Source organism: Mucilaginibacter terrigena (assembly GCF_004168255.1).
Taxonomy (GTDB): Bacteria; Bacteroidota; Bacteroidia; order Sphingobacteriales; family Sphingobacteriaceae; genus Mucilaginibacter; species Mucilaginibacter terrigena.
This window is the reverse complement of the sequence record NZ_SEWG01000007.1, coordinates 33,322-51,586: the sequence shown is the minus strand read 5'-3', so window position 1 is coordinate 51,586 and position 18,265 is coordinate 33,322. Positions and strand designations below refer to the sequence as shown.

Below are 18,265 nucleotides of genomic sequence, written 5' to 3'. Positions count from 1 at the left end.
TAATAACTTTGTATTTAATTAGAAATTCAAAAGTAAAAATTCAAAAACGCACTAAGTGTTTTACTTTTTGAATTTATTTATGACCCATATCGGAAGTTACCAGTTTTTTGACTTTTAACTTTCGACTTTTGACTTAGCAAAGTGCCTGTAATATTAGCAATCGAATCTTCATGCGATGAAACCTCTGCATCTGTTTGTGTAGATGGCCGGATATTAAGCAATGTTATTGCCAACCAAACCATTCACGAAGCTTACGGAGGCGTTGTCCCCGAGCTTGCCTCCAGGGTTCATCAGCAAAATATTGTTCCGGCTGTACAACAAGCACTATTAAACGCAAAAGTAAGCAAAAATGATATTGATGCAGTAGCTTTTACGCGCGGTCCGGGTCTTTTAGGCTCACTTTTAGTAGGTGTTTCGTTCGCCAAGGCATTTGCGCTGGCCAAAAACCTGCCGCTGATAGATATTAACCATATGCAGGCGCATATCCTGGCGCATTTTATTGGCGATCATAAGCCCGCGTTCCCGTTTTTATGCCTCACCGTATCAGGCGGCCACACCCAAATAGTGTTGGTGAAAGACTACTTTGACATGGAGGTGATTGGCCAAACGCTTGACGATGCCGCCGGCGAGGCCATGGATAAAACCAGTAAAATTTTAGGCCTGCCATATCCCGGCGGCCCTTTAATTGATAAAAACGCCCGCAACGGCAACCCCGATACTTATAAGTTCCCCGAACCGCAAATACCGGGGTTTGATTTTAGCTTTAGCGGTGTTAAAACAGCCATACTTTACTTTATAAGGGATAATGTTGCCGCCAACCCTAATTTTATACAGGAAAATTTAAGCGATATTTGCGCATCTGTTGAAAAACGGATCGCTACCATATTGCTAAATAAACTGAAACGTGCCGCAGCCGAGTACAACATAAAAGATATAGCGCTGGCCGGTGGGGTATCAGCTAACACAGGTTTGCGCGAGGGGCTTACCAAAATGGGTGCCGATAACGGCTGGAACGTTTTTATACCGAAATTTGAATACTGTACCGATAATGCTGCCATGATAGCTATTGCAGGGTACTATAAATATTTAAAAGGCGAATTTGCAGGCCAGGAGATAGCTCCGCTGGCAAGGATGCCCATGTAGTTTAGCATATAGAGGTGATGGTTAATAGCAAATGGCCATCTGCAAAACACCATGAACTATTAACCATGAACTATTAACCATGAACTAATTACTATGTCAATTCCTTCACTTATTTTTTGGGCGGTTTTTGTACTGCCGCTTGTGGCTTTTTTAGTTTGGCTAATGCGCCAGGATAAACGTAAAGGCCTTGCCGGGCTTATTGTGCTGGCCGTTATGGTTATTGGCGGTATAGCCTATATGTACTGGAAAACCGGGGGTAAGTAGGCTTTTATAGCCTGGTAGTAAAACCACAAGCCCCCGCATTGCTGCGGGGGCTGTAGAAAACAACACTATTACAAATTCTTCAGCGTATTAAAACGCTCTTTTATATATTCTGACAGATTGCCCACCCGGTGCATTGCAGAAAATAAAGAATATATTCTCTATCCGTTCAATACCGGTTATTGTGCAACCCGTTGGGATGGCGTAGTTTTTATAGGTACTGCCTACATCATTAGACAGGCTGAAGCTTGTACCGCCATAGGCAACGTAATCTCCCCATTGTTTAATAACATTTACCTGCTCGTCGCTAACTTTTGTAAACACATCTCCCTGCCCGCGCGATTGATATAAGCGGTTGCCCGTAAGCTGTGCGCTGCCACTGAATATGGCATATGTATAACCAGGGGATGATAATATATTTTTATAACCCTCACTTAATGGATATACACCTGTAGCCGCGGGGGTTACCAGCCATGTTTCGCCCTGGTTTGTCGACCGGTAAAATTTGGAAGATGTAGGGTCGATAGCGTAGAAATACTTGCCGCCATTGTCGCTGGTGATGTTATCAAGCCTGACAGCCCCGCCCAGGTTGGCAGCTTTTGCCTGGAAATTTGCCCCGCCGTTTAACGAAACATAGTAGTTTGCGCCCGATAACAGGTAAATTTTATCACCCCTGGCAACTATGCCGTTAAAGCTAAGGTTTGGCGCATTAGGGCTGATAGTAAGTTTAGTAAAGGTTGTACCATCTGTTTTTATAACACCCAGGTTTGTGGCAATGTAAAAGTAATTGCCATCGGCTACAAGGTAGTTAACCTTAAGTGTATCCTTTACCAGCGGGATGCTGTTAAATATGTTGGTGAATGTTAAACCCTTATCGCTGCTGTAATATAAATTTCTACCTGTTTTGCCATTTGCAAATAACATGCGGTTGCCCGATGCGGCCGACAAGATGCCTGTTTGCGGGCTCACGGTTTGGTCTACTTGTGTCCACCCGTTGTTTGGCACCTGTGGAACGGTTACCGTAAACGCTGATGCACTGGTTATAGGTGCGCCGTTGTTAATAGCTATTGTTAATGTGCCGGTTGCAGCGCTTTGCGGTACTTTTACTTTTAATTGTGTTGCTGTGGCTGATATTACTTCGGCCCCAACAAGTAAGCCCTGTGGGCCGGCAAATTTTACAATGTTATCGGCCAGTGTGGTGCTAAAATTTGTGCCTTTTATAGCTATGGTGTCGCCAACTTTGCCGGAAGACGGGCTGAAGCTTGCAAAGGTTGCGGCTTGTATATATGTAAATGCAGGGCCTGTGGTTATTTCGCTATTTTTTACTTTGACAGATACAGTGCCTGTTGAACCGCCCGCCGGTACCTTAGCCATCAGTTTTGTGGCTGTTGCAGATATCACCTCGGCGTTAACACCATTAAATTTCACCATGTTATCGGCAATGGTAGTGCTGTAGTTTACACCGGTTATAGAAACGGTATCGCCGGCGCGGCCTTTGGTGGGGGCTATATTTTCGATAGTTGGCTTATCTGCTACGGGGGTAGGATCCTTAACCTCTGATTTTGGCTTGGTAATAACCGATGCAAAAGTAATGGTGAACTCGCCCGATGAGCTAAACTCGTGGTTACTGGCATCTTTGAACATGATATTCCATTTAACAGTAATATAAGTATCCGTAATGGTTATAGTGATAGATCCCGATAGCGCATAATAAGCATTGCCACTGTTAAAATACTGTACATAAGTTTGTGTTGTACCGGCGTTTACCTTAATAGTCTTAGTGCCTGGGTTAAACGATGTGCCCGATTTTTTGGTAAGGGCAATGGCACCGTTTTTCAGGTCATCTATAAAAAAGGTAAGCTTATTGCCGTCGGCATCCAGCGTTGCCGATGTCTCCAGCGATTTTACGCCATCGCCGGATGTTGTATACAAGGTAGATTTTATGCCATTTTCTTTAATGGCGAAAGCCTTACCGTTAATTTTGCCGGTTATAGTTGGGGTTTTTACCGCAGGGTCATCCGGTACGGGCTTAATGGTAGTTTCTTTTTTACACGAGCTAACCGCTAAAATAAGCAGCAGCATTAAGCTCAATGTTTTTGATAATTTTTGCAGATATGCCTTCATGTTGGATAAGAGTTTAATTTTCATAAATGTCTGTCAATTAAAATCTTATGTATATACCGCATATGTGGTATATTTTAATCCGTACCGGCGGGTATCAATAAAAAAGCCCCTCCAAAAATGGAGAGGCCTGTATCTGTTAAGTACTAAAAGTAATGGCTTATTGTTCAACCATGGCTTCACCTGTTACGGTCGCCTTAATTTTGGCTTCCAGTTCTTCGGCCAATTCGGGGTTATCCAGTATCAGTTGTTTAACCGCATCGCGGCCCTGGCCTAAACGGGTTTCGCCATAGCTAAACCACGATCCTGCTTTTTTAATAATGTTGTATTCAACCCCCAGATCGATGATCTCGCCTGCTTTTGAGATCCCTTCGCCAAACATGATATCAAACTCGGCTATACGGAACGGCGGTGCAACCTTGTTCTTTACGATCTTCACCTTAACGCGGTTACCCGATACCTCGTCGGTATCCTTAATTTGCGAGATCCGGCGTACATCCAAACGTACCGAAGCATAGAATTTTAAGGCGTTACCGCCGGTAGTGGTTTCGGGGTTACCAAACATAACGCCAATTTTATCGCGCAGCTGGTTAATGAAAATACAGCAGCATCCGGTTTTGCTGATGGTACCGGTAAGCTTACGCAATGCCTGCGACATTAAACGGGCGTGCAAGCCCATTTTTGAATCGCCCATTTCGCCTTCTATCTCGGCTTTTGGTACCAACGCCGCAACAGAGTCGATAACTAATATATCTATAGCGCCCGAACGGATCAGGTTATCGGCAATTTCTAATGCCTGCTCGCCGTTATCCGGCTGAGAGATCAGCAAATTCTCTACATCAACACCAAGCTTTTTGGCATAAAAGCGATCGAACGCGTGCTCTGCGTCAATAAACGCTGCTATGCCGCCTTTCTTTTGAGATTCGGCTATGGCATGTATGGCTAAGGTAGTTTTACCGGACGACTCGGGGCCGTAGATCTCTATCACCCTACCTTTTGGTAAACCGCCCACACCTAAAGCGATATCAAGCCCTAATGACCCGGTTGATATGGTTTCTGTTGGTTCAATAGCGGTATCACCCATTTTCATGATGGTGCCCTTACCGTATGATTTTTCCAGCTTATCTAACGTAAGCTGTAATGCCTTTAATTTATCTGCGTTGCTCATCTTAAATTATTGTGAAACAAATATAAAATACTTTTTATTAAAATACTAATATTTTTAGTAATTATTTTTATTTGTCATGCTGAACGATAATGAAGCATCTATCGGAGGTTAAATCCTTCGTTCCTCAGGATGACAATTTGGTTTGCTACTGATGTAGTAAACTTACCTAACCCAAATCTATCAATCAAATATCTTTATCAACACCGCGTTTGGCCAGTTCACGGCTAATAGTGTTCAATGTCTTTTTCTTTTTGGCATCTTTTGCCTTGCGGATCCTGGCGGCTTCGGCCCTAAGCAGGGCGGTTTCGGTGTTTTGATGTTCGTAATATTTGCAGAACCAGGTAAGGGGGCAAATCTCGCATTTAGGGCTGCGGGCCACGCAGATGTAACGCCCGTGCAATATCAGCCAGTGGTGGGCAATAGCCAAAGTATTTTGCGGCAGATGTTCTACCAGTTGCCTTTCTACAGCCAGCGGTGTAGTAGCGCGGGTAGTGAGCCCAATACGATTCGATACCCTGAACACATGCGTATCAACCGCAATGGCCGGCGCATCAAAAACTACCGATGCTATTACATTGGCCGTTTTACGGCCAACGCCGGGCAGCCTTTGCAACTCGTTAATATCCGAAGGCACCGCGCCGCCAAAAACTTCCATCAGCATTTTGCCCATGCCTGCCAGGTGTTTGGCCTTATTATTTGGATAGCTAACACTGCGGATATAGGTAAAGATCTCATCCGCGTTGGAAGCCGCAAGGGACACCGCATCAGGGAAACGTTGAAAAAGGGCGGGGGTAACCTGGTTGATGCGCTTATCAGTACACTGCGCCGAAAGTATCACTGCCACCAGTAACTCGTATGGGCTGCCGTAGTGCAGCTCGGTTTCTGCTGCTGGCTGGTTCTTTGAAAAGTATTCTACAAAATGGCGGTAGCGATCGGCTTTAAGCATGTATTAGTTCATGGTTGATGGTTCATGGATTATGGCAGAACCAAATTTTTACAATAATCCTGAATTATCGGCAATTAGCCAAAACGAGTTACTATGAACCATTAACTATCATCTATGAAACTGTTATAAAATAGAAAGGTTCATAAATCAGGCTGCCGGATATTGCTATCGTTTGCGGCGTGATCTATGAACCAGTGCGTTTTTCGCGTAGTACTACTTAGCGCAGGCTTTTTGAATAATCCAGGATGTGATGAATGGTCTGCAGTTTTGGCTTTTTCTTTAAAAGATCCAAATCAGCGCGGATGGAGTTATAAAACATCACATCATCCGCCTCCAGATTCTCATGTACCTCTGATTGTTTCACCTGAGCTTTGTTAGTGACCGCATTAAAAATTGAAGTAAAGGTTTCACCCATAAGCTGTTGTTTGTTTGATTATAAAATTAACGAGAATTATTTATTAATATTTTATCAAGATGAAAATTAAATGAAATTTTTTTTGAGGGTTAATTTTTGCCATTTATGGGCGGTTCAAATTAACATTTTTAACTATTTCAATTGAAATTCATCATAATTCAATACGGATTTTAAACGGCGGTACGATATGGCTTATTGTTGCGGTTACAACAAAAAAGCCGCCCCTGTATGGGGCAGCTTTTGTAACAATATTATTAGCTTAATAATTACCTATAGAGATAGGCCCAAAACAGGGTTAGGGGACTATCTGCTGTTAATTTTTTAAGCTCATTTCTTTACTTTGCATCATTTTGCGCAGGTTATTAAGCGCGTAACGCATACGCCCAAGGGCGGTGTTGATGCTTACATCGGTAACATCGGCTATTTCTTTAAAGCTCATATCACCAAAGTGGCGCATGATCAACACTTCCTTTTGCTCGGATGGCAGCAGTTGGATCAGCGATTTCAGGTCCTTATGGGTTTGTTCGCGCACCAGGCGGTCTTCGGCGCTTTCATCGTAATGGCCCAGCACTTCAAAAATATCAAAGTCGTCGCCATTGCTTACCATAGGGGCGCGTTTTTCGCGGCGGAAATGGTCGATAACCAGGTTATGGCCAATGCGGGTTACCCATGGTAAAAACTTGCCCTCCTCGTTATACTTCCCTGCTTTTAGCGTATTAATAACCTTAATAAACGTATCCTGGAAAATATCTTCGGCAAGGGCCTCGTCCTTAACAAGTAAATAAATTGAAGTGTAAATTTTTGATTGGTACCGCCTTATCAGCTCAACAAGTCCTGCCTCGTTACCGGCGATATAAAGATGGATTAGATCCTGATCACTTTTCAATTGAAAATCCATAGAAGCTACTAATAAACTAAATTAAATTTTTCGTCGTTATTAAAAGTAGAGTTCTATCTATAGCGTTTCTTTTTAGGGTTTAAGAAAAATGTACCCTCAAATATAATAATCTTAAAAAATAAAAGCAAATATTTTTTAACTGGGTATGTTACGTCGTTACAATAAAGGTATATGTCACTAAAATGCAAACTCTTTTATTAATAACCCATTAACCTTTATAATTACCAAAACTCATTTGGATAAAGCTAAATATTTTAGGATTTTTGCAGCCGGAAAATGTTCATAGATAATAGATCATTGTTCATAGTCCGAAAAGCAAAATACCAAACATGTTTAATCGGTTACGGGTTAGACTTTCATTAGTGGTCAGGGTTTAATCAGCATTGTATTTCTTACTATGATCTATGAACCATGAACCACCAACCAATATTATGATCAAAGAAGCAGAAAAAGATCCGCAGAAACATATTATTATAAAAGGGGCAAGGGTACACAACCTAAAAAATATGGATGTGGCCATCCCCAAAAACAAGCTGGTGGTTATCACCGGCATGTCGGGTTCGGGTAAATCGTCCCTGGCGTTTGATACTTTATATGCCGAAGGGCAGCGCCGCTACGTAGAGAGCCTGTCATCCTACGCGCGCCAGTTTCTGGGCCGCATGAACAAGCCCGATGTAGATTATATTAAAGGGATAGCCCCGGCTATAGCCATCGAGCAGAAAGTTATCACCAGTAACCCGCGCTCGACCGTTGGTACCTCTACCGAGATCTACGATTACCTTAAACTGCTTTTTTCGCGTATCGGTAAAACCATTTCGCCAATATCGGGCGGTGTTGTAAAAAGGGACAGCGTTACCGATGTTATCAATTTTATTACGGCCCTGCCGGATGAAACCCAGGTAACTATATTATGCCCCCTGCATCCGCACAACAACCGCAGCATTAAAGAGGAACTGGCCGTTTTGATGCAAAAGGGTTTTGTAAGGGTGGAGTTTAACGGGCAGGTATCGCGCATCGAATCGTTACTGGAAGATGAAAGCATCGACGGTGCATCAATGCTGGTTGATGCCGAAGCAACCCCTGCTAAAACTAAAAAGACCAAAGCAAAAAAAGGAGAAGAGGAAGAATCATCATTGCCTGCTGTTTCTGTGGTGCGCATCGTTATCGACCGGATCACCAAGAGCGAAGAAGACGAAACTATCAGCCGTTTAGCTGACTCTATACAGACTGCCTTTTTTGAAGGGAAGGGTGATTGTTATGTGCAGTATTTAGCCCCATTAGTCCCCTCTAATCCGATTGCTATCGGATCTCCTCAGCTGGTTAGCGGAGAGACTTTAAGTTCTGAAGCCATCCCCTTCTGGGAGGGTTTGGGTGGGGCTACCGAACGCTTCTTTTGCGACCGTTTCGAACTGGACAATATCCGTTTTGAGGAGCCTACACCAAATTTCTTCAGCTTTAATAACCCATATGGCGCCTGTAAGCGTTGCGAGGGATATGGCAAAATCATCGGCATCGACGAGGATCTGGTTATCCCTGATAAAAGCAAAACCGTTTACGAGGGCGCTATAGCCCCGTGGCGCGGCGAAAAGATGCGCGAATGGAACGATGTGCTGGTAAAAAACTCCCTTAAATTTGATTTTCCTATCCACCGCCAGTATAACCAGTTGACCGAAGAGCAGCAACGCCTGCTTTGGACAGGTAACCAATATTTCCGCGGGCTGGATGCCTTTTTTAAGGAAATGGAGGAGCAGACCTACAAAATTCAATACCGGGTGCTGCTATCGCGCTATCGTGGTAAAACAACCTGCCCCGAATGTAAGGGCAGTCGCCTGCGTAAGGATGCAACCTATGTAAAAATAGATGGCAGATCCATCACCGATGTGGTGCTGATGCCTTTAGATACCGCGCTTGGATTTTTCAGCAACCTTAAACTGAACGAAACCGACCTTAAAATTGGCAAGCGCCTGTTGTTGGAGATAACCAACCGGCTTAGCTTTTTAAATGATGTTGGTTTGGCGTACCTGACGCTTAACCGATTATCAAACACGCTATCGGGCGGCGAGTCGCAGCGGATCAATCTGGCTACCTCTTTGGGGAGTAGTTTAGTAGGTTCGATATACGTATTGGATGAGCCGAGCATTGGCCTGCATCCGCGCGATACGCAACGTTTGATCACTGTGTTAAAATCCCTTCGCGATGTGGGCAATACCGTTTTGGTGGTTGAGCACGAAGAGGAGATTATGAAAGCTGCCGACCATATCATTGATATTGGCCCCGAAGCCGGTACGCATGGCGGTAACCTTATATTCACCGGTACCTACGAACAGATAATTGTAGATAACGACAGCCTTACAGGCAAATACCTGAGCGGTCGCGAAGAAATTGCCATCCCTAAAAGTCGCCGCAAATGGAGCGATTTTATAGAGATAAAAGGCGCCCGTGAAAACAACCTGAAACACGCCAACGCTAAGTTCCCGCTTGGCGTACTTACGGTGGTTACAGGGGTATCAGGTTCGGGTAAAACCAGTTTGGTAAAACGCGTACTGGCACCGGCGCTGCAAAAAACACTGGGTAATTACAGCGGCGACCAAAGCGGCGCCTTTGATAGTATTGAAGGTGATTACGCCAAAATTGAACAGGTGGAGATGGTTGACCAAAACCCTATAGGCCGTTCGTCGCGATCGAACCCGGTTACCTACGTTAAGGCCTGGGACGAGATCCGTAACCTTTATGCTGCCCTGCCTGTTGCCAAAGCAGCCGGGCTAAAACCATCTGCGTTCTCTTTTAATGTTGAGGGTGGCCGCTGCGATGTTTGCCAGGGTGAGGGCGAGGTGAAGATAGAGATGCAGTTTATGGCAGATATCTTCCTGACCTGCGAGGCCTGTAATGGTAAGCGCTTTAAACAGCATATCCTTGACGTTACTTATAACGAAAAGAACGTATCGGAAGTTTTGGAAATGACCATTGATGAGGGGCTGGAGTTCTTCGCCAAAGAACCAAAGATCCTGGCTAAGATAAAGCCATTGGTTGATGTTGGTTTGGGTTATGTGCAGTTAGGGCAATCGTCAAATACCCTTTCGGGTGGCGAGGCGCAACGGATCAAACTGGCATCCTTCCTGGTAAAGGGGAACAACACGCATAAAACGCTTTTTATATTTGACGAGCCTACTACCGGACTGCACTTTGCAGATATCAAGAAACTCCTGAAATCATTCGACGCGTTGCTGGAACATGGGAACACCATTATTGTAATAGAACACAATATGGATGTCATCAAATGCGCCGACTGGGTAATAGACATCGGTCCCGAAGGCGGCGACCGCGGCGGCAAAGTGGTTTTTGAAGGCACTCCCGAAAACCTCATCAAGGTAGAAGATAGCTATACGGGCAAGTTTTTGAAGGAACGATACCCCCCAGCCCCCTGAAGGGGGAGCAGGATTTAAGAAAGGCGATGGAGTTATTCATTGCCTTTCTAATTTCCACTTTACCTCCGTGGTGGAGAGGGTGCAACAAAAAAAGCCTCCCCATTCAGGAAGGCTTTCATTTATAAATCCGAAATCTAAAATCGAAAATCCGAAATTAAGAAATCATTTGCCTGCGTATGATGTTCAACGCGCCACCTGCTTTAAACCACTCAATTTGCTGTGCATTGTAGGTGTGGTTTACCGGGAAGCTTTCGGTGGTGCCGTTTTTATGGTGCAGCACTACCGTTAACTGCTGGCCGGGGGCAAAGTTGGTTAAACCGGTAATATCTATGATATCGTCCTCCTGGATCTTTTCGTAATCGTTGGTATCGGCAAAGGTGATGCCCAGCATACCTTGTTTCTTCAGGTTGGTTTCGTGGATACGGGCAAATGATTTTACCAGTATGGCACGTACACCAAGGTGGCGTGGCTCCATTGCCGCGTGCTCGCGAGATGAACCTTCACCGTAGTTTTCGTCGCCAACCACAATCGAACCTATGCCATGCGCTTTATAATCGCGCTGTGTGGCAGGTACTGGGCCGTATTCGCCGGTCAGTTCGTTTTTAACGCTATCTGCAGTGTTATTAAAGTAGTTGATAGCACCGATAAGCATATTGTTAGATATGTTGTCCAGGTGACCGCGGAACTTCAACCATGGGCCTGCCATCGAAATATGGTCGGTAGTACATTTACCGCGTGCTTTAATAAGCAGGCGTAAACCTGTAATGTCGGTACCTTCCCATGCGGTAAACGGCTCCAGTAATTGCAAGCGTGATGAGCGCGGGTCAACCAATACTTCAACGCCGCTACCGTCTTCGGCAGGTGCCTGGTAACCGGCATCTTCAACAGCATAACCACGTATCGGCATTTCGATACCCTGTGGCTCGTCGAATTTTACCTGCTCGCCGGCTTTGTTTGTCAAGCTGTCGGTAAGCGGGTTAAAGGTAAGGTCGCCGGCAATAACAAACGCGGTAACGATCTCCGGGGAGGCCACAAAAGCGTGTGTATTAGGGTTACCATCCTGGCGTTTGGCAAAGTTACGGTTAAACGATGTGATTATAGAGTTTTTGCGGGTAGGGTCATCGGTATGACGTGCCCACTGGCCGATACAAGGGCCGCAAGCGTTTGCCAATACTACACCGCCCATGTTCTCGAAAGTACCTAAGTAGCCATCGCGTTCCACAGTGTAACGCACCAGTTCCGAACCCGGGGTGATGGTGAACTCTGCTTTAGTAGCTAAGTTTTTATCGATAGCCTGTTTTGCTATTGATGCAGAACGGGTAATATCTTCGTAAGATGAGTTAGTACAAGAACCTATCAAGCCAACCTCTAATTTTTCCGGCCAGTTGTTTTCACGAACCGCCTGCGCGAATTTAGAGATAGGCCAAGCCAGATCCGGAGTGAAAGGGCCGTTAACGTGTGGCTCAAGCTCGCTCAGGTTGATCTCGATAACCTGGTCGAAGTATGCCGCAGGGTTTGCGTAAACCTCGTCGTCGCCGGTTAAGTGCTCGGCAACAGCGTTGGCAAGCGTAGCAACTTCTTCGCGTTTGGTACCGTTCAGGTAAGCGGCAATTTTCTCGTCGTAACCAAAGATAGAAGTGGTCGCGCCGATCTCGGCACCCATGTTACAGATGGTACCTTTACCGGTTGCAGAAAGCGAACGTGCACCTTCACCAAAATATTCAACAATAGCGCCTGTACCACCCTTTACGGTAAGGATACCTGCTACTTTCAAAATAACGTCTTTAGCTGATGTCCAGCCGGATAATTTACCGGTTAATTTAACACCGATCAGTTTAGGGAATTTTAGCTCCCATGGCAAACCTGCCATTACATCGCAGGCATCGGCACCGCCAACACCAATGGCAACCATACCCAAACCACCTGCATTAGGGGTGTGGCTATCGGTACCTATCATCATACCACCGGGGAACGCGTAGTTCTCTAAAACAACCTGGTGGATGATACCTGCACCGGCTTTCCAGAAACCGATACCGTATTTATCAGATACAGAAGAAAGGAAATCGTAAACCTCGCGGTTAATATCTACCGCGGTATTTAGATCGGCAACGGCGCCAACCTTCGCTTGTATCAGGTGATCGCAATGTACGGTTGATGGTACTGCAACCTGCGGGCGGCCCGCCTGCATAAATTGCAGCAAAGCCATTTGCGCGGTAGCATCCTGCATGGCCACGCGGTCTGGTGCAAAATCAACGTAGTCGGTACCGCGTTCAAAAGCTTTTTTAGCATCACCCTCAGAAAGGTGGGCGTATAATATTTTTTCGGTTAAAGTAAGGTGTTTACCGGTCGCTTTGCGGGCAGCATCCACACGGGTGCTGTAGCGATCATAAACCTTTTTGATCATATCTAAATCAAAAGCCATAATGTTTGATTTTTAGTGTAGTAAAAGATGTTGTAACCCGTTTGGGCAACAGCCGCGAATTTACAAAATATAAACTTTATTCACAGTGAGGCCCTTGTACAATTGTTATTTGGATATGTTCTAAATAATAATCCCCACCCCCCTAAAGGGGGAGCTTTTGAAAATCCTGTTCGCCCTTTAGGGGTTAGGGGGCTTTACGTATTTCTATTACCTTATCGCTCCCACCATTACTGGTAATAATATACACCTTTCCATCGGGCGATATGGCCACATCGCGCATGCGGCCATATTTGTTTTTATAGAAAGTGTTTACCTTTTCTACACCTGTACCGGCCGAGTTAAGTTTTATCTGTAACAACTCAGAATCTTTTAGTACGGCCAGTAACAACGAACCTTTCCATTGCGGGATGGCATCTTTATTATAATAATCAATACCGGATGGGGCGATGGTGGGCGACCAGGCCTGGATAGGTTCGGCTACGTCGTTTGCACTGCAAAAAGTTTTTTCATCGTTGGTATTGCAATACCCCTGCACATTGGGCCAGCCAAAATTGCGGCCTTTTTGAATGATGTTGATCTCGTCGTCGGTAGCGTTGCCATGCTCCGAACTATACAGGCGATCGCCGACAAATACCAGGCCTTGTGGGTTGCGGTGGCCATAGCTCCAAACCGGGCTGCCGGCAATAGGGTTATCTGCCGGAATGCTGCCATCCAGGTTAATGCGCTGAATTTTACCGGCGGGGTTATCCTTATCCTGAGCCCGGGATGATGTTGCTGCATCGCCGCTGGTGATGAACAGCTTTTTATCGGGCGAGATAGCCAGCCGCGTACCATTATGATTATTAGCTGCGGGGATATTATCCAGCAAAGTAACCGGGTTGATGAGCGTACCGCCGCTGTAAGTAAACTTCACTATTTTTTTAAGGTAGTTACCTGCTTTATCATAATTATAAGCTACAAAAACCTCGGGGGTGGCAGCAAAATCGGGGTGCAGCACCATGCCCAGCAAGCCGCCTTCGCCTCGCGACACTACTTCGCTGATAGTTTTTATCAGGGTAATATTGCCTGTAACCGGGTCAACGCTGCTCACCTTGCCGCCGCGCTCGGTTATCCAAAGCTTATTATCAGGCCCCCACAATACTTCCCAGGGGAAGGTTAGTTTATCGGTTAATACTTTGTCGGTAAGTTCGCTGGTATCGCCGGGGTTATCCGGGGTGTTTGGCGACGAGCTTTTTTTACAGCCACTGTATAATAAAAGGCCCGCTACCGCTGCTAATGTTATCCATGCTCTCATATCCGTTTTTTTTAGTGGGGTGCTTATTGAATAACAGGGATTTATGCGATTTGTTGTAAGGATGGTTATTCAGTCTTATTAGCGTATTGGTTTACATATCATATATTCACAAAATATAAGTTGTAAGAAGAGATGACCCGTAGGGTCTGCCGCTTTATAGAAATAATAATACATGTAATTTGTGCCGCGTAGCGGCTGCCCACCTATCGGCAGGTTGGCCATTTGCATTATTAAACTTGGCAAATTGGTAAAGGGTAGCTCCTAACGGAGCAAAACTATTCTCTTTCGTCGGCTACAAAGCGGCAGGCCCTACGGGTCATAGATTATACACTTATCGAAAAGACGAGAATATGCGGCAAATGGTTACAGTTAGGCTTACTCAGGAATTCATTGCCGTTGGCTTTAGCCAACGGATGGGCATAAATATTTTCCCGGCTTAGCCAAAATTATTAAAGCAGCCTTTGGCTAAAGCCAATTATGCAGTTTGCTATTCCGTCCCTTAAAAGTGACGGCAATGAATTGACTGGTGATTTATCCACCTCGCTTGTCCATCCTCTTTGCTGCGCAAACAGGTGAAGAGAAAAAAGCCACTCAAAAGCTCCCCCGTTAGCCAACGGGGGTTGGGGGGCTCAATACTTCAAACGTATATCCCTCTTTGCTCCAATGCTCCATCGCCAGCGGCAAGGCGTACTCCAGTTTATGAAATGCTTTTACACTATCATGAAACAACACTATAGAACCGTCCTTTACGTGCTTTAATACATTATTCAAAGCCTCGTGCTGCTTTAGCGCCATATCAAAATCGCCGCTAAGTACATCCCACATTATAATTTGCAGGTCGGGGCGGGCTTGTTTCAGTAATTTAATCTGCTCTTTTTTAATCCGGCCATATGGCGGTCTAAACAGGGGGGTATCCAGGATTTTATCGGCCTGTAAAAAATTTTCTAAGTATATTTGGCTATCGGTATCCCAGCCTTTAAGATGGTTATAGGTGTGGTTCCCAATAGCGTGCCCATCTTTTTTTACCTGCTCAAATATGTCGGGATGTTTGCGTACATTATCGCCAATGCAAAAAAAGGTGGCCTTCGCATGGTGCTTTTTTAAAATATTTAATACAAACGGTGTAACAATGGGTATGGGGCCGTCGTCAAAAGTCAAATAAATGCAACGGGCACCTGGTTTAGTATCCCAAATTAATTGAGGATACAGTTTTTTTAGCCACCAGGGAGTTTTTACCAGGTACATTCGTTTTAATATTAATCAATAAAATAGAGCTTGCAAAGTAATTACCAGTTACTTACAATTGTATACATTTATTATGAAACTAAACTTACACATCACAAAAGTAACTATTGCCTGCTTCATATTACTTTCAACGGTTAACTTAAGTGTAAAAGCGCAGGAGGTTATTACCCTGCAAAAAGCCATTGACAGGGCCCTTGAACGCAATTTAACTATAAAACAAGCGCAGCTTACCGAAGCGTTAAGCACCGAAGATTACAGGCAAGCCAAAAATAATTTATTGCCAAACCTGTTTGTTAACTCGCAGGGCTCATATAATTTTGGCCGTGCTACCGACCAAACCAACCTGGCCATTAATAACGGGAGCTTTTTTTACAATACCAACTCGGCCTCGGCCCAAATAACCGTTTTTCAGGGAGGGCAGCTGCGTAACCAGATCATACAAAACCGCTTATTGCTCGATGCCGATAAATCAAACACAGCTAAAATAAAAAACGACCTGATATTAAATGTTGTTACACAATACCTGTCTATATTAACCAACCAGGACCTTGTAGCCGCAGCACAGCAGCAAATTGGCGTGGCCAAAATAACGCTGGACAGGGCACAAAAGAATTTTGATGTAGGTAACCAAACCCTTGCCGACCTATCGCAGGCAAAAGCGCAGCAATCTACCGCCGAATTAAATTTAACAACCGCGCAAAATCAGTTAGACTTATCTATACTTGTGTTAAAGCAATACATGGAGATGCCGCCGCTAACCCCGATAACTATTGAAAAACCGGACGTTAGCAAACTTACCGTAGCTACCGCTTACGACCCGCAAAATGTATTAAATACCGCGCTTGCCATAAACCCTGATGTAGTGCTTGCACAAACGCGCGAGAAAGCATATTTACAGGCTATAAAAATTGCTAAAGGCGGTTATTACCCAACTTTAAGTTTTTCGGGTTCGGTAGTAACTCAATACAGCAGCACAAGTAAGGCCGTATTAGGTACTGTGCAGGGTTTTCAAACGGTTAATGGTAATATTAACGGCGTACCTTCTACTATTGACCTACCTACAACAACCCCGGTATTTGGCGGTACAACATCTTTTGCAACGCAATTAAGCAATAACCTTAACCAATCGGTAGGTTTTAACCTGCAGATACCTATATTCAACCGTTTCTTTACCCGTACCGCTGTCCGTAAGGCAAAGATCAATTACGAAAACGCCCAGGTATCTACACAGTTATCAAAAAATAATTTAAGCAAAACCATTATACAGGCGGTATGGGATGTGCAGGCTGCCGAAAAAAAATACCAATCTATGCAGCAAACGTATAACGCTAACAAGGAGGCATTTAACGTAATACAAGAACGTTATAATGTTGGCCTGGTAAACTCGCTTGATTATAACACATCGCTTACTAATTTAAATAAATCGCAATTCGACCTGATACAGGCGCAATACGAAGTTGTGTTCAGAAGCAAAGTAATTGACTACTATCTCGGAAATCCTATAACACTTTAAACACCAAAACAATCCTGAAATCATCATGGGAAAAACTACTAAATATATTTTGATAGGCCTTGGCGCACTGATCGTATTACTGATCATTGGCAAAGCAGCCGGCATAATAGGTAAGCCGCAGTTAACGCAGGTAGCCATTGAAAAGGCCGAAAGCCGCGACATTAACGAAACCGTATCTGCCAGCGGTAAAATTAAACCGCACATTGAGGTGAAGATAAGCCCCGAAGTATCGGGCGAGGTGGTTGAGCTGCCTATTAAAGAAGGCGACGTGGTTAAAAAAGGCCAGTTGCTGTGCCGTATCCGCCCCGACATCCTTAAATCGGGTTACGACCGCGCTGTGGCATCGTACAACACCCAAAAGGCAAGCGTAGGTAATTCATCGCAAATGCTTAAACAATCCGAAGCTACTTTTGCCAACCAGGCATCGATATACAAACGCAGCAAGGAACTTTTTGATAAAAAGGTTTTAACCATTGCCGAGTTTGAGCAGGCTAAAGCCAATTACGAAGGTGCTAAAGCTTCTTTAGAGGCGGCCAAACAAAACGTTGTAGGTTCAAGATACGGTTTAGAGCAATCTCAGGCATCTGTAAAAGAAGCGCAGGATAACCTGGCCAAAACAACCATTTACTCGCCGGTTGATGGTGTGGTATCAAAATTATCTATTGAGCAGGGCGAGCGCGTTTTAGGTACCCAGCAATTTGCCGGTACCGAGATCATGACCATATCTGACCTTACCAAAATGGACGTTAATGTGGATGTGAACGAGAACGATATTAACCGTATTGCTATAGGTAACCAATCGCAAATTGAGATAGATGCCTTTTTAGGCAAGAAATTTACAGGTGAGGTTATTGAGATAGGGAGTTCGGCAAACGTGGTAGGCACCAATGCCGACCAGGTTACCAACTTTACCGTTAAGGTTAGGATCACCGCGCAATCGTACATCGATCTGTTGAAAAAGAACGCTGCAAATCATTCGCCGTTTCGCCCGGGGTTAACCGCTACAGTTGATATACAAACCAGCCATGTAAAAGCATTATCGGTACCAATACAATCTGTTACCACCCGCGACGAGAAAAAGCCCGCAGCCACAGGCGGCGATGCACAGAAGGATGATAAGAAAACAACCACAACCGCGCCTTCAAAAGAGTACGTATTTGTTTTGCAGGGCAATAAAGTTAAGCAGGTTGAAGTAACCACCGGCATACAGGATGATACTTATATCCAGATATTATCCGGCCTTAAAGGCGGTGAGGATGTAGTATCGGCGCCATTTGCAGCCATCTCTAAAACATTGAAAGATGGTATGATAGTAGAGAAAGTAGATAAATCGAAACTATTTAATACCGATGCCAAGAAGTAGTTTTTAGCTGAATGGTAAAAGGCAAAAGGTGAAAGGTTTTAGGACTTTTCG

13 protein-coding genes are annotated in these 18,265 nt (G+C 44.6%); 5 read left to right on the top strand and 8 right to left on the bottom strand.

Going from position 1 to position 18,265, the window contains the following annotated elements:
* The first annotated feature begins 141 nt into the window (after positions 1 to 141).
* Together tsaD and EWM62_RS19360 are read left to right on the top strand one after the other, a co-directional pair.
* Positions 142 to 1,143, top strand: a complete 1,002-nt coding sequence (gene tsaD, locus EWM62_RS16360) for a tRNA (adenosine(37)-N6)-threonylcarbamoyltransferase complex transferase subunit TsaD (RefSeq protein WP_129877754.1) — start codon at positions 142 to 144, stop codon at positions 1,141 to 1,143.
* 93 nt (positions 1,144 to 1,236) lie between these two features.
* Complete coding sequence (locus tag EWM62_RS19360) at positions 1,237 to 1,407, top strand: hypothetical protein (RefSeq protein ID WP_162499859.1); 171 nt, start codon at positions 1,237 to 1,239, stop codon at positions 1,405 to 1,407.
* Between the two features lie 87 nt (positions 1,408 to 1,494).
* On the opposite strand, the gene EWM62_RS16355 is transcribed toward EWM62_RS19360, so the two are convergent.
* The 5 genes from EWM62_RS16355 to EWM62_RS16335 all read right to left on the bottom strand — a co-directional run bounded on the left by EWM62_RS16355 (position 1,495) and on the right by EWM62_RS16335 (position 6,952).
* Positions 1,495 to 3,552: an IPT/TIG domain-containing protein gene (locus EWM62_RS16355; protein WP_129877753.1), complete on the bottom strand. Its 2,058-nt coding sequence runs from the start codon at positions 3,550 to 3,552 to the stop codon at positions 1,495 to 1,497.
* Positions 3,553 to 3,685: 133 nt separating this feature from the next.
* On the bottom strand, positions 3,686 to 4,693 hold the full coding sequence (gene recA / locus EWM62_RS16350) for a recombinase RecA (protein WP_129877752.1): 1,008 nt from the start codon (positions 4,691 to 4,693) through the stop codon (positions 3,686 to 3,688).
* A gap of 184 nt (positions 4,694 to 4,877) precedes the next feature.
* Positions 4,878 to 5,639, bottom strand: a complete 762-nt coding sequence (nth, locus tag EWM62_RS16345; RefSeq protein ID WP_129877751.1) for an endonuclease III — start codon at positions 5,637 to 5,639, stop codon at positions 4,878 to 4,880.
* A 217-nt stretch (positions 5,640 to 5,856) separates the two neighbouring features.
* Positions 5,857 to 6,054 carry a hypothetical protein gene (locus tag EWM62_RS16340; RefSeq protein ID WP_129877750.1) on the bottom strand — a complete coding sequence of 66 codons (198 nt, stop codon included), beginning with the start codon at positions 6,052 to 6,054 and terminating at the stop codon, positions 5,857 to 5,859.
* 313 nt (positions 6,055 to 6,367) lie between these two features.
* The gene (locus tag EWM62_RS16335) at positions 6,368 to 6,952 is read right to left on the bottom strand and encodes an RNA polymerase sigma factor (RefSeq protein ID WP_129877749.1); all 585 of its coding nucleotides are present in this window, start codon (positions 6,950 to 6,952) and stop codon (positions 6,368 to 6,370) included.
* Between the two features lie 404 nt (positions 6,953 to 7,356).
* Here EWM62_RS16335 and uvrA point away from each other — a divergent pair, with 404 nt between their 5' ends.
* Entirely contained in the window at positions 7,357 to 10,377 is a 3,021-nt protein-coding gene (gene uvrA, locus EWM62_RS16330; protein ID WP_394342865.1) for an excinuclease ABC subunit UvrA, read from the top strand.
* Positions 10,378 to 10,531: 154 nt separating this feature from the next.
* Here uvrA and EWM62_RS16325 read toward each other — a convergent pair whose 3' ends face one another.
* From EWM62_RS16325 to EWM62_RS16315, 3 genes are all read right to left on the bottom strand, one after another.
* Positions 10,532 to 12,799 carry an aconitate hydratase gene (locus EWM62_RS16325; RefSeq protein WP_129877748.1) on the bottom strand — a complete coding sequence of 756 codons (2,268 nt, stop codon included), beginning with the start codon at positions 12,797 to 12,799 and terminating at the stop codon, positions 10,532 to 10,534.
* A gap of 184 nt (positions 12,800 to 12,983) precedes the next feature.
* Positions 12,984 to 14,093, bottom strand: coding sequence for a PQQ-dependent sugar dehydrogenase (locus tag EWM62_RS16320; protein ID WP_129877747.1), 1,110 nt, complete (start codon positions 14,091 to 14,093; stop codon positions 12,984 to 12,986).
* 606 nt (positions 14,094 to 14,699) lie between these two features.
* A complete protein-coding gene (locus EWM62_RS16315; RefSeq protein WP_129877746.1) occupies positions 14,700 to 15,338 on the bottom strand; it encodes a polysaccharide deacetylase family protein in 639 nt (212 codons plus the stop codon).
* A 73-nt stretch (positions 15,339 to 15,411) separates the two neighbouring features.
* On the opposite strand from EWM62_RS16315, the gene EWM62_RS16310 reads away from it, so the two are divergent.
* Both EWM62_RS16310 and EWM62_RS16305 read left to right on the top strand, forming a co-directional pair.
* Positions 15,412 to 16,851 carry a TolC family protein gene (locus EWM62_RS16310; protein WP_129877745.1) on the top strand — a complete coding sequence of 480 codons (1,440 nt, stop codon included), beginning with the start codon at positions 15,412 to 15,414 and terminating at the stop codon, positions 16,849 to 16,851.
* A 25-nt stretch (positions 16,852 to 16,876) separates the two neighbouring features.
* On the top strand, positions 16,877 to 18,214 hold the full coding sequence (locus tag EWM62_RS16305; protein WP_129877744.1) for an efflux RND transporter periplasmic adaptor subunit: 1,338 nt from the start codon (positions 16,877 to 16,879) through the stop codon (positions 18,212 to 18,214).
* Positions 18,215 to 18,265 lie beyond the last annotated feature (51 nt).

What these genes read in the sequence shown, in the direction of transcription:
- nth (WP_129877751.1), bottom strand. Translation starts at nt 5,639, where the DNA reads ATGCTTAAAGCCGATCGCTACCGCCATTTTGTAGAATACTTTTCAAAG.
- EWM62_RS16315 (WP_129877746.1), bottom strand. Translation starts at nt 15,338, where the DNA reads ATGTACCTGGTAAAAACTCCCTGGTGGCTAAAAAAACTGTATCCTCAA.
- EWM62_RS16320 (WP_129877747.1), bottom strand. Translation starts at nt 14,093, where the DNA reads ATGAGAGCATGGATAACATTAGCAGCGGTAGCGGGCCTTTTATTATAC.
- EWM62_RS19360 (WP_162499859.1), top strand. Translation starts at nt 1,237, where the DNA reads ATGTCAATTCCTTCACTTATTTTTTGGGCGGTTTTTGTACTGCCGCTT.
- recA (WP_129877752.1), bottom strand. Translation starts at nt 4,693, where the DNA reads ATGAGCAACGCAGATAAATTAAAGGCATTACAGCTTACGTTAGATAAG.
- EWM62_RS16355 (WP_129877753.1), bottom strand. Translation starts at nt 3,552, where the DNA reads ATGAAAATTAAACTCTTATCCAACATGAAGGCATATCTGCAAAAATTA.
- EWM62_RS16310 (WP_129877745.1), top strand. Translation starts at nt 15,412, where the DNA reads ATGAAACTAAACTTACACATCACAAAAGTAACTATTGCCTGCTTCATA.
- EWM62_RS16340 (WP_129877750.1), bottom strand. Translation starts at nt 6,054, where the DNA reads ATGGGTGAAACCTTTACTTCAATTTTTAATGCGGTCACTAACAAAGCT.
- EWM62_RS16335 (WP_129877749.1), bottom strand. Translation starts at nt 6,952, where the DNA reads ATGGATTTTCAATTGAAAAGTGATCAGGATCTAATCCATCTTTATATC.
- uvrA (WP_394342865.1), top strand. Translation starts at nt 7,357, where the DNA reads ATGAACCATGAACCACCAACCAATATTATGATCAAAGAAGCAGAAAAA.
- EWM62_RS16325 (WP_129877748.1), bottom strand. Translation starts at nt 12,799, where the DNA reads ATGGCTTTTGATTTAGATATGATCAAAAAGGTTTATGATCGCTACAGC.
- EWM62_RS16305 (WP_129877744.1), top strand. Translation starts at nt 16,877, where the DNA reads ATGGGAAAAACTACTAAATATATTTTGATAGGCCTTGGCGCACTGATC.